Below are 12,031 nucleotides of genomic sequence, written 5' to 3'. Positions count from 1 at the left end.
TACAAATAAAGACCGACAATACGAAATGGAGTTTGTACATATTGAAGAGCTAGTCCCAGAAGACCATCTCTTACGAAAAATTGATAAATATATTGATTTCTCCTTTATCCTTGAAAAAGTTCGTCCTTATTATTGCGAAGATAATGGGCGTCCCTCTCTCGATCCTCTCGTTCTTTTCAAAATGATGTTTATCGGCTATTTTTATGGTATTCGTTCCGAACGTCAGCTTGAACGTGAAATTCAGACAAATGTCGCTTACCGATGGTTTTTAGGGCTTCATCTAAATGATAAGGTTCCTCACCATTCAACGATTAGTTGGAATCGGCGTACACGATTCAAAGGCACAACGGTTTTTCAAGACATTTTTGATGAAATCGTTCATCAAGCGATGAGTCATCGTATGGTCGGTGGTCGAGTGCTGTTTACGGATTCGACTCATTTGAAGGCAAATGCCAACCGACACCAATTTACACGGGAAGAAGTAGAAGAAGAAACACGGGATTATATTGATGAACTTAACAAAGCTGTGGAAGAGGATCGGATCCAGAATGGAAAAAAGCCCCTTAAACCGAAAGAGGAGGTGAAAGAAACAAAAACGATCCGCGTTAGTAAGACGGATCCTGAGAGTGGTTACCTATACCGTGAGAATAAGCCAGAAGGGTTCTTTTATTTAGATCATAGAACGACTGACCTGAAATATAATGTGATTACCGATGTTCATGTCACTCCAGGCAACCTTCACGATTCTGTTCCTTATTTGAATCGGTTAGACCTACAGGTTGAAAAGTTTGGCTTTGATTTAGAAGGTGTGGGACTGGACGCTGGTTACTTAACAATGCCGATTTGTAAGGGGTTAACTGACCGTAACATTTTTGGAGTCATTGCTCATCGTCGGTACAGTTCGACGAAAGGACTTATGCCAAAGTGGAAATTTAAATTTGATGAAGAACGAAATGTTTATGTATGTCCACAGGGAGAAACGTTAACCTATCGCACCACTACAAGAGAAGGGTACCGCGAATACAAATCCGATCCAAAAAGTGTGAAGAGTGTTCATTACTTGAAAGCTGTACACGGTCTAAAAATCATCAAAAGGTTCTCACCCGACACATGTGGGAGGACCGAAAAGAACAAATCCGACGAAATCGCTTATCCAAAGAAGGAAAAGTGATTACACAAAAAAGAAGAGAAACCGTTGAGCGAAGCTTCGCAGATTCAAAAGAACTGCATGGGCTTCGCTATTGCAGGTTGAGGGGATTGGAAAATGTAAAAGAGCAGGCATTACTTACAGCTGCCTGCCAGAACATGAAAAAGATTGCCCTTCACCTATCCAGACAGAATGGATAGGTGAAGGGGAGTATTTTTCTTTCAAATCCTCACTTCTATAGAGTAAAAATCATCCTATTTTAAAAAGTCATGAAAAAAGCTTGTAGAAAAACACAGGGTTTCTCTACAAGCTGAGCAGGCTCAAGGCCTGCTTTTATTATTTATTTAAGTACATATCCTCACCAATACCCATGCTCTCAATTTCTTCCTTCGTCTTCGGCGTGCCATATTGATAGACACGGGTGTAGAACTCTTTCATCCCTTCTTCTTGTACTCTTCTTCCTTCTTCAGCATATGACTCTTTGATTGGATTTTTTGCTAGAGGACCTGGTCTGTGGTCTTTTGCATATAAGTCATCTAGTAAATGCTGAAGTAAACTCGCCTGTTCTTTCGTCGCTTCAATTTCAAAGTAATTTGTACCACTATCAATCGGTTCAGGGTGCACCTTCATTAATCCTAATGATACATAATAAGTATATTTGTTCATGTTTGACTCTCCTTTTCACAGGTTTGTCTTTATAGATTTAATACCCTAGCATTCTTATCTTGAAACAACTGCCAGTACTTGAAAAGGATATAATTACTAGTTAGCAAAATGCCTTGTTGTCGTCCTTTTACCCCCATAAACTAACTATAAATAATAGAAGTAATATAGGAGATAGCTATACTTCTCTACAAGGATTGGGTGAACGCATATGTTTTCTACAACTGAGATCGGTATTGACTTAGGTACCGCAAACATTCTCGTTTATAGTAAAAATAAAGGAATTGTATTTAACGAGCCGTCTGTCGCAGCCATTGATATTAAGACAAACCAAGTACTAGCTGTTGGTACAGAAGCCAAAAGCATGGTTGGTAAAACACCAAGTAACATTGTAGCTGTACGCCCATTGAAAGACGGTGTGATTGCAGATTTTGATGTCACCACAGATATGTTGAAACAAGTTATGAAGAAGGCAGGAAAACGGCTTGGTCTATCTATTCGTAAACCAAATGTCGTAGTTTGTACGCCGTGCGGTTCTACATCAGTCGAACGCCGTGCCATTCACGATGCTGTCAAAAGCTTTGGCGCAAAAAATATTCATTTGATTGAAGAGCCGGTCGCAGCAGCGATTGGGGCAGACTTACCGGTTGATGAACCTGTCGCAAATGTTGTAGTTGATATTGGCGGCGGAACAACTGAAGTGGCCATTATCTCCTTTGGCGGCGTCGTATCCGCTCATTCAGTTCGCGTCGGCGGTGACAAATTAGATGAAAACATCTCCCAATATGTACGTAAGAAATATAACGTGCTGATTGGTGAACGAACAGCCGAGCTTATCAAAATGGAAATTGGTTATGCACTGATTGAGCATGAGGAAGTCGAAATGGAAATTCGGGGACGAAACCTAGTTGATGGTCTTCCTAAAACAATTACATTGGGCTCTTTTGAAATTCAAGAAGCGATAAAAGAATCCCTTCTCTCAATTCTAGAAACCATTCGCACAACATTGGAAGACTGCCCTCCAGAATTAAGCGGTGATATCGTTGACCGCGGTGTTATTTTGTCAGGCGGTGGAGCATTGTTAAATGGTGTCCAAGAATGGTTAAGTAACGAAATTGTCGTACCTGTACATATCGCTCCAAGCCCTCTTGAATCTGTGGCAATTGGAACAGGTCGTTCATTGAAAATGATTCAAAAACTTCAAAAGGCTTCGAAATAAGCACAAAAAATCCCACTACCTAAATCAGTAGTGGGATTTTTTATTAGCTTACTGCACAACGATTTGGGCCTAATTCCATTTCTCGTTTTTCTTCTTCGTCTACTTTTTGCTTACCAAGGTTTGTCTTACGAATTTCTTGATGTGAGTTTGGCTGAGGCGGCAGGTTGTCTGTTACCATATGATGAAATTCATCTTTATCAGTTACTTTTAATTGCTCGTTCTGTTTATAAATATCCTTCATTTTGGCACCAACGTGCTTTTCTTTGTTTATTTCATTCATTTTTCCGAAGTGACCTGGTAATACATATAACTGATCTGTTAAGCTCGTATAACGTTCATGCAGGGTTGTATACAAGTCGTTTACCCATTCATCAGCTTTTCCTGCCAAGTCTGGTCGACCGATTGACTCTACAAATAGAATATCTCCAGTTAAGAGATAGGCGTCATCGACGATAAATGACGTGCTACCTTTCGTATGTCCAGGTGAATAAAGCGGAAGAACCTTCACCTTTTGATTGCCAAATTCAATCTCTACATCTTCAATTAATACCTCAAATGGGAGCTTCATGCCTTCATCATCTTTTGGCGGGAACCAATAAGTGGCAGCATTATCATCTGCAAGCAGACGTCCGCCAGAAATATGGTCAGCATGTAAGTGGGAATCAATCACATGCTTGATGTTAAGATTCTTTTCCTCAGCGAACTTTTTGTATGCTCCAATCATTCGATTCGCATCTACCACAGCTGCTTCTCCATCCGACACAATCATATAGGAAAGACAGCCTTTTCCGAGTCGAATAAATTGGTAGATTTCTCCGCCATCTGAAAGATCCCCTACTTTCACAGGCTCTAAATGTTCGCTCCAGCCTGCCATACCATTCTCTAAATACGTAATATCCTGAAGACCTTCCTCTTGAAGTAATTTCGCGGCCTCTTGGGAAGAAACACCACGGTAACAAACCGTAATGATTTTCTTATCAGTCGGTAGCTTCTCCTTTACACCTTTCACGTCATTTTCAACTTCTTCGAAAGGAATATTTACGAATTCAACGCTTGAACCTTCAATCTTCCAATCCTCTACATCTTCCTCTTTCCGTACATCTAGAACAAAAACCTTTTCACCGTGTAATACCTGCTGTGCAAATTTATCTACAGAATAAGGTTTCAAGTTAAAGCCTCCTTTTTTATAATCTATCGCATCTATTTATACGCTACCTCGTATACATTTTGATTAAACATAAAGCATTATTATTAGAATTTCGGACAGTTCTTATTTACAATAGAAGAAACTCTTTCAGGAGGTGTTCGCTTGACCACAGCATTTGATTTTGAAGCAAAAACGATTATGGGCGAAACAAAGTCACTTAATGAATATAAAGGAAATGTCGTCTTAATTGTGAATACAGCGAGTAAGTGTGGGTTCACGCCTCAATTTGACGGTCTACAGAAGCTCTATGAGAAGTATAACGATGAAGGATTTGTCATTCTCGGATTTCCGAGCGACCAATTTATGAATCAAGAGTTTGCAGAAGAAGATAAAATCCAAGAATTCTGTCAAATTAATTATGGAGTCAGCTTCCCAATGTTCGCAAAAACTAAGGTAAAAGGGAAAGATGTACATCCCCTTTTTAAACACCTAACCGAAGCACAAAACGGCTTCTTAACATCAGAAATCAAATGGAACTTCACGAAGTTTCTTATTGATAAAGATGGAAGCGTATATGAACGTTACGCTCCCTCTACAAAGCCTGACAAAATTGAAAAAGATATTCAGCAATTACTGCAACGTTAACTCCCTTCTCAGCACATCTGTGACTTACTTTTTCACAGATGTGTCTTTTATTTCAATTCGTTTTCTTTTTTCCCTAATCACTTGTCATTACCTAAAATTACCTTCATACTATTTTTCAGATTGCTTTTTAATAGGCAAAGTACTTAAAGACTCGTATACTATTATACAGAGCTAATTTAACATATTTTTGAAAATAACAGCATCTATTCAGCATGAACTAGGAAAAGGAGATATTTTTATGAAACGCATATTCTTAGCACTAATCGGAGCTGCAGTGTTTCTTGCCCCAACACAAACAGGCTATGCTCAAGAAATACACCGACTTACACTCCCACTAGGCACAAAGCAAATCTATCATGATAGCTCGTATTCGATTTCACAAGAGAAGCACCTCGTCAAATACGGAAAATCATATGGTTCGCTTCGTTCGTTGACTGGCGTATTAGGAGCCACACTAGCTTATGACAGTGTGAAGAAACAATTTATTGTTACTAGAGGAGAGACAACCTTAAGGTTAACACCAGAAAAAAGCGGTTATCTATTAAACGGAAACTACTATGCAACAGATGTGCCATCTACAATCCGGATTAAAGGCTCCTTACTCATCCAGCTTGATGTTCTTACAAATGCTTTTGCAGATTATAGCGGATATGATGGAAACAAAAATGCGGTCGTAATCAGTTACTATTCATCACCAACAGACAAGCCGTCATCCAAGCCAGCGCCAAAACCGAAGAATGAAGCACCACATGCATACTTTGAAACAGATAAAACAACCTATAAAATCGGTGAACCAATCACTTACAAGCAGCTAAGCAGTGATGACAAAGGGATTACAAATTCAGAGTGGTACAACAAACAACGTGCTTACTTCAAACCAGGCAAACATACAGTGAAATTAACAGTATGGGATGCTGAAGGTTTAACAGATTCCTACTATCAAAACATTACGGTCGTTGATGATGTACTTTATACAGAAGAAGAATTCAATAAACGCTTTACATACTTAGGTGATGCGTTTCCAATTAACAGCAGTGCTGTTCTGGACCTTCCAACGATTGGCGGAGAAATAGAAGAAACCGGCCATAATGTCGTTCGCGTAAACAGCCCTGAGCAAATTACAGGAGAATACCTTCATTATCAATACACACTGTCAGGAAAGCAGCGCTTTGCGATTCATAAGCAAAACGGCTTAAAGAAACCGATTCAATTGCATTTCACCGTGCACAATCCGTCGAATCGAACAACAACTGTTACGATTTCGAGATACGGTGCAGGGGGACCATATCAATACATTTATCAAGTTGGCAAATTAGCAGTCCAACGCTACCTTGAAAATATTGATCGACCGTTGAATAAAAAGATCGTCTTAAAACCAGGCGAAACGAAATCACTTCTCGTTAACACGTCGCAGACACTAATGCCAAAAGATACAGTAACGATTTATGCGGATATCGAATCAAATATACCTGTGAAATATGAAGTCGCAACGGCCTACAGCAAGACACCGGATTCAAAGATTTCAAGACTTCCAATCGCTGAACGTGATGAGCTTCATAACCGCGGTCACTTTTTCCGCAGTGAAAAGCAAGTGACAGTAAATGAAAATGTCGGTACTGAAAGACAGCGAATGATTATTGGCGATGGAAAGGTTGATACATTCCAACGCGGCTACGACCCGTTCTCAAACCGTACAGAATTTAATGCTGGTAATCACGGAATGCTCTATACTGTTGACTTGATGAATGTGGAGCCAAATACGTTAATTACAATTAATCCTCGCGGCGGAAGCTACGCTGGTTCATTCTATGTAAATGGAAAGATTGTCAATGCAACGACAAACGGCTTGCTAAAAGGTCCAGCTGAAGCAGGTGTCCTTTACCGAACAGGAGATGCAAAAGAGCGAGTCCAAATTAAGTTCATGGCCGCTGCAGGCAGTAATATGCCGATAAACTTAATCTTCGAACCTTTAAATACTGAGAAAAAAGAAGAAACTAATAACTAACAAAAAATCCCGCACATCACCAAAAAAGGTAATGTGGGGGATACTCATTTAAATATCACAGTCTGTCTTACACGTCTTCTTCTGAGCGCAGGCTCCACATTTTCCTTCCTTACTCTTCTTCACATATCGAAACAGCGACCAACCTGCATAACCGAAAATCACCGTACCAATTCCAATATTTACGAGCATAAGACCTCTTCCTTTCCATTAGAATCCGAGCAATGTCCCAATTTGATAAATGAGGAATGTTAAGCTATATGCGAGAATTAATGCATAAATAATTGAAAAATACGTCCATTTAGCAGAGCCTGTCTCTTTTCGAATCGTTGCCACTGTCGCTACACATGGAACGTACAAAAGGATAAACACCATAAAGCTAATCGCAGAAAGTGGTGTATAGTGGGCTGCCATTAAGCTTTGCAAGGTATCAGCGTCAGGCACATGATAAATAATATTCATCGTCGAAACAACTACTTCCTTTGCCAGAAAACCAGTTAATAATGCCGCGCCTGCCTGCCAAGTACCAAAGCCTAACGGGGCCAGTAAAGGAGTAAAGAGCCCTCCAATTGCAGCGAGAAAGCTATCAGACATCTCAACATTTATTCCACTAGGTCCTGCATATGAAAGAAGCCAAATGACAACAGACCCTCCAAAGATAAACGTCCCTGCTTTGCGAATAAACCCTTTTCCTTTATCCCATGTACTGCGAAATAGCGCTTTTGTTTGCGGCATCCGATATGGTGGAAGCTCAATAACAAATAAAGAAGCTTCCCCTTTCAATAACGTCATGGAAAAGAGCTTTGCTAATGCGAATGCTAAGACAATCCCTAATACATATAAGGAGAACACAACGAGTGATTGGTAGCTAGCAAAGAATGCTCCAACAAACAAGGCATAGACCGGAAGACGTGCAGAGCAGGACATTAATGGTGTCAGAAGAATAGTAAGCAGCCGCTCCTTCGGTTGTTCAATCGTCCGAGCTGCCATCACGCCTGGCACATTACAGCCAAAACCAATAATCATCGGAATAAATGCCTTACCATTTAATCCGACCATCTCCATCACTTTATCCATCACAAGGGCGACTCGAGCCATATACCCGGAATCTTCAAGAAATGAAATGAAGAAAAACAAGATAAAAATTTGTGGTACAAAAACAAGCACTCCCCCAACACCTGCAACAATTCCTTCAAGGATTAATGCTTGAATAAATGCTGATGCACCGATTTGATTTAAGCCTGTAGATAACCAATTTGTAAGCGGACCTGAAAAGAAAGCATCCAACCCATCAGAAAGCGGCGTGCCAAGCCAGTCAAACGTCAATTTAAAAACAATAAACATAAACAACAGAAAAATCGGTATGCCAAATATTCGATTTGTAACAACTGCATCGATTTGTTCTGTCGTTGTGAGCGCGGCTTGTTCACTTTTCTTTACCGATTGCTGAAGAATCTTTTGAATATATTCACGTCTCGTCCGATAAATCGACTGTGCTAAGTCGTTTTCTTCATTATCTGCTACTGCTTCCTCATAAGTTTGCTCTAATTTTTCAGTAGGGATGAGGCTTTCTAAGTATTCCTTGACCGTTTTGTTTCCTTCAAAATATTGCAAAGCAAGCCAGCGATGTGACAAGCCTTTCTGTTCATGCATTGCTAGTAGTGCTGAAAGCTTTTCAATGCCTTTTTCAATTGCAATGCCGTAATACACGTTACGTTCACTTTGATTTGGAGTATGAAAAGCTGATATTTGCACACTTAACAGATCACAGCCTTTTCCTGTCCGTGCGACAATCGGAATAACGGGCACACCTAATGCTTCTGATAGCTGCGTTTCATTAACCTGCACACCCCGGCCATTTGCTACATCAACCATATTAAGCCCAATAATCACCGGCTTTCCAAACTCTAGCAGCTGCAATGTGAGCATCAAGTTCCGTTCCAGTTGGGAAGCATCGACAATATTAATTACTCCATCAAATGCTTCATTGATAAAATAGTTGGAGACTACACTCTCATCTTTTGACAAAGGGCTTAACGTATAAATACCTGGGAGATCAATTAGATGCCCTTGTTGATGTTTTAATAACCCGACCTTCTTCTCAACCGTTACCCCACTCCAGTTTCCGACATATTCATATGAGCCTGTCAGATTGTTAAAGAGCGAAGTTTTTCCAGTATTCGGGTTACCAAGCAGCGCAATATTCTTCATACGCGCTCAACAGAAATACTCGTTGCTTCTTGGTGGCGAATCCCCAGACATTGGCCACAATTATCAAGCATATATGGACCGCGAAAAGGCATGCGGCATTTTAGACAAATCTCTGAACCTTCCATAATCCCTAAATCCATTAATCTTCTTTTTACCAATTCACTTACTGTTGATAAATCGGTAATTTTTGCTTTTTCCCCATGTTTTAAATCTGATAAACGCATCTTCATTCCCCCGAAACATTTGCTGATAGATAATGATAACTTTTATCAATTATATTTTTATTATAATCTTAGAATGCGAATTGAAGAAGGGCTATTTTTTAACATTTCGATGAAGTTATAAATTTCGATCTGAACAACGAAAGAAATGAAGCATGCACCTATGGTATAGTGGAGATATAAGGGAGGTATGAAGATGATGAAAACCATTAATTTTCAAGTGAACGATGAGAAACATCTAGTCCACCTTACCGCTACGCGACTGGCAATTTACAACCAATGTAAAATAATAGAGGCTACAAATGATAAAAATGAAAGTTATTATTTATTTTTCTATAAAGATACATTTCTAACCGGCAAGAAAACAGATGCTATAAAAATTCGCTCCACGGTCTCAAAGGCTTTTAAAACTGGGATTGTTTTCTCTACCCCTCATCCCTTTATAGACCGACTACTCTCACAGCACCGTATGTTTAAATTTAGTACATTCAACCAACTCCACAGCAGGTTGAAGAAGGACTATTCCCCACAAGAAATTGCATTTATCTTTACGTTTTTTGATACTTATATTAAGAAAGCAAAAATTGCTAAGCTTATTCAAACAAACTTTTACCACCATAGACGGGATGGCCAATTATTGCGCGCATATCAAGTGCTTAACCTATATCGATGGGCTTTTCCAAAAAGCAAATGGGGAACAGAAGTTGGCACGAACCTGCAATATAAGAAGTATGCCGAAACCTATAGCCACGGAATAAATACGTTGTTTAAGAAGGACCCTTTATTTGCGGAGATTGATGCTTTTCGTCATCGCGAACAACCAAAACCCTTTGAAAGTCTAATCTCACTTTACAAAAATGAAAATCGATTAATCGACTTGTTAGCTCTTCATATCGATAGACTGATGAACAGTGCTACCTCAGAAACCTTCTCAACCGTTATGAGACTGCTTCATGAGCATACAAATACGGACGAACAAACTGAAATTTTACAGGCAATATATGACCAACAGTCACACATTCCAGAATTACAAAAGAGTCTGTTCGACCATTATCTCTTCCTAAATAAAAATGAAGCGGCCATTAACTTGCTTATCCAATCTCAAATATCCATTACTCCTTCTCAGGAAAAAAGATTACGTAAATTGTTTTTAAAGAATGAAATAGACATATCAACAATTGAAATCGAACGATGTAATCATTTAATTATTCAATTGTTTAAAGATAATCCCGATGCTTTAGAAGAAATGGTTCGAGCTTGTGTAGAGTATTTATTCAAAACAAAGACCATTCATGAAATCGAGCAATGGCTCCTTCCATTTCAAGAAGCAGAAATTCACTTATCACTGCAACAAAAAATAGCCAATATGGTGAAAATCCATGAGGACCCTGAACAGCAGAGTATGTTAGGAGAGCTGTATTGTGAATTCCAGCAATTTAATAAAGCAATTGAGTGCTACAAGTGGGAAATGGAGCTGAAGCCAACAGACCCGACCCCAGTAAAATCACTAACAAACCTTTATCAATCAATTGGTGAAAGCGAAGAAGCCAAAGCTTATCAGCAAATCTTAATGACGATGGGAAAATAATTTAACTCTTATCCTTTCTTCTTTCTCGGGGATACTATAAAAACGAGCACAGCCATCTCCCCTCAAAAAAAGAAGCAAAGGAGTTAGTCATTATGAACACAATTGACCCAAAAGAAGTGAAAGCAGGCGATGAAGTGTTTGTCATTTATCACAATCCACATACCGCCACTGTAGCTAATATTAAGCAAGCAGAGATTGTGCCTCACCCCCATGATGCAAATAAGACCGCATTATTTCTTCACGAAACGTTTCACACCATTGAAGATGATGATGCGTTATTCGCAACAGAAATCGATGCAGCTAACGCGTATAAACAGCTATATAATGTTGATTATCATTAAGCAAGCCAGGAAATTTAGCTTCCTGGCTTATTCTTCATTCGCCCAATCTTTGCGAAAACGATTCAGTTTAATTTGCAAATCATTCATCATTTTTAACAACCGGTCCATATCCTCAACATCTGCATGTTCAGCATCCATAGTATCGACGACATTTTTCAGGAGGTTGATACGATTCTTAACATATTCTATCTGTGATTTGCGGTCATTAACAGCTTTCCCCAACATCTCAGCCCCTTTCAACATCGTAATGTTCATTTTCCCGTTCATTCTATTATTATAAACAAACCTTTAATTAAACGTTTGATTAATAATCGAAAAATGAATGCTGTCACTCCACGTGCCGTTCACATTTATATATTGAGGTGTTCTTCCTGTAAATTGAAATTTATTTTTGATGAGGACAATTTGTGAGCCGATATTTTCCGGTGAAGTGGATGCATCCAAGCGATGAAATTTAAAGGTATTAAAGGCTTCATGGATTGCTAATTCTACTGCTTTTGTTCCATAGCCTTTTCCGTTATGCTCTTCGGCAATGCGATAACCAAGCTCAGCTTTATTTAATAACCCTCGCACAACACCAAACAAATTAACCCTGCCAACAAGCTCTTGTTCTGCATTACGAACAAGAAACATATAACAAAGGTCTTCCTGACGTTCTTTCTCAACTTCTAGCAATGTTTGATGGATATTAGCAAACGTATAATAATCATCTCCACGGTCAGGTACAATCGAGGCAAAGAATTCACGATTTTTCTTTTCGAATTCAAGTATTTCTTCTGCATGTTCTAAATTTACTAACTGTAACGAAATTTTGCTCATTCATTTCCCTCCCTCTTCCATTGAAAAG

The 12,031-nt window shown here is 39.2% G+C and carries 13 protein-coding genes; 6 read left to right on the top strand and 7 right to left on the bottom strand.

All coding sequences use genetic code 11. From position 1 onward, the window contains the following. Positions 1–25: 25 nt before the first annotated feature. Positions 26–1,347 (top strand): IS1182 family transposase gene (locus LC040_18880; GenBank protein ID WLR53346.1). Its coding sequence is split into 2 segments (ribosomal slippage): positions 26–1,040 and positions 1,040–1,347, totalling 1,323 coding nucleotides; the frame shifts between segments, so codons are not numbered across the junction. A gap of 136 nt (positions 1,348–1,483) precedes the next feature. Here the strand turns inward: LC040_18880 and LC040_18875 are convergent. Further along, positions 1,484–1,813, bottom strand: a complete 330-nt coding sequence (locus LC040_18875) for a hypothetical protein (protein WLR51199.1) — start codon at positions 1,811–1,813, stop codon at positions 1,484–1,486. A gap of 208 nt (positions 1,814–2,021) precedes the next feature. Here LC040_18875 and mreBH point away from each other — a divergent pair, with 208 nt between their 5' ends. Further along, complete coding sequence (mreBH, locus tag LC040_18870) at positions 2,022–3,029, top strand: rod-share determining protein MreBH (GenBank protein WLR51198.1); 1,008 nt, start codon at positions 2,022–2,024, stop codon at positions 3,027–3,029. Positions 3,030–3,072: 43 nt separating this feature from the next. On the opposite strand, the gene LC040_18865 is transcribed toward mreBH, so the two are convergent. Next, positions 3,073–4,197, bottom strand: coding sequence for an MBL fold metallo-hydrolase (locus LC040_18865; GenBank protein WLR51197.1), 1,125 nt, complete (start codon positions 4,195–4,197; stop codon positions 3,073–3,075). A 141-nt stretch (positions 4,198–4,338) separates the two neighbouring features. Here LC040_18865 and LC040_18860 point away from each other — a divergent pair, with 141 nt between their 5' ends. Beyond that, on the top strand, positions 4,339–4,821 hold the full coding sequence (locus LC040_18860) for a glutathione peroxidase (GenBank protein ID WLR51196.1): 483 nt from the start codon (positions 4,339–4,341) through the stop codon (positions 4,819–4,821). Positions 4,822–5,059: 238 nt separating this feature from the next. Further along, positions 5,060–6,826 carry a stalk domain-containing protein gene (locus LC040_18855; GenBank protein WLR51195.1) on the top strand — a complete coding sequence of 589 codons (1,767 nt, stop codon included), beginning with the start codon at positions 5,060–5,062 and terminating at the stop codon, positions 6,824–6,826. A 48-nt stretch (positions 6,827–6,874) separates the two neighbouring features. Here LC040_18855 and LC040_18850 read toward each other — a convergent pair whose 3' ends face one another. The 3 genes from LC040_18850 to LC040_18840 are packed head-to-tail and all read right to left on the bottom strand — an operon-like array spanning position 6,875 to position 9,258. Then, positions 6,875–7,015 carry a FeoB-associated Cys-rich membrane protein gene (locus LC040_18850; protein ID WLR51194.1) on the bottom strand — a complete coding sequence of 47 codons (141 nt, stop codon included), beginning with the start codon at positions 7,013–7,015 and terminating at the stop codon, positions 6,875–6,877. An 18-nt stretch (positions 7,016–7,033) separates the two neighbouring features. Further along, positions 7,034–9,034 carry a ferrous iron transport protein B gene (feoB, locus tag LC040_18845; protein WLR51193.1) on the bottom strand — a complete coding sequence of 667 codons (2,001 nt, stop codon included), beginning with the start codon at positions 9,032–9,034 and terminating at the stop codon, positions 7,034–7,036. Beyond that, a complete protein-coding gene (locus LC040_18840; protein ID WLR51192.1) occupies positions 9,031–9,258 on the bottom strand; it encodes a FeoA family protein in 228 nt (75 codons plus the stop codon). Before LC040_18840 ends, feoB begins: the two co-directional genes overlap by 4 nt. A gap of 193 nt (positions 9,259–9,451) precedes the next feature. Here LC040_18840 and LC040_18835 point away from each other — a divergent pair, with 193 nt between their 5' ends. Further along, entirely contained in the window at positions 9,452–10,843 is a 1,392-nt protein-coding gene (locus LC040_18835; GenBank protein ID WLR51191.1) for a hypothetical protein, read from the top strand. Between the two features lie 92 nt (positions 10,844–10,935). Beyond that, complete coding sequence (locus LC040_18830) at positions 10,936–11,184, top strand: transcriptional regulator SplA domain-containing protein (GenBank protein ID WLR51190.1); 249 nt, start codon at positions 10,936–10,938, stop codon at positions 11,182–11,184. Between the two features lie 27 nt (positions 11,185–11,211). On the opposite strand, the gene LC040_18825 is transcribed toward LC040_18830, so the two are convergent. Together LC040_18825 and LC040_18820 are read right to left on the bottom strand one after the other, a co-directional pair. Next, a complete protein-coding gene (locus LC040_18825) occupies positions 11,212–11,406 on the bottom strand; it encodes an SE1561 family protein (GenBank protein ID WLR53345.1) in 195 nt (64 codons plus the stop codon). A 66-nt stretch (positions 11,407–11,472) separates the two neighbouring features. Further along, positions 11,473–12,003 carry a GNAT family protein gene (locus tag LC040_18820; GenBank protein WLR51189.1) on the bottom strand — a complete coding sequence of 177 codons (531 nt, stop codon included), beginning with the start codon at positions 12,001–12,003 and terminating at the stop codon, positions 11,473–11,475. Between the last annotated feature and the right edge of the window lie 28 nt (positions 12,004–12,031).

The sequence above is a fragment of the Bacillus tianshenii genome (assembly GCA_020524525.2).
Lineage (GTDB): Bacteria > Bacillota > Bacilli > Bacillales > Bacillaceae_N > Bacillus_AV.
This window is presented reverse-complemented; position numbering and strand designations above follow the sequence as displayed.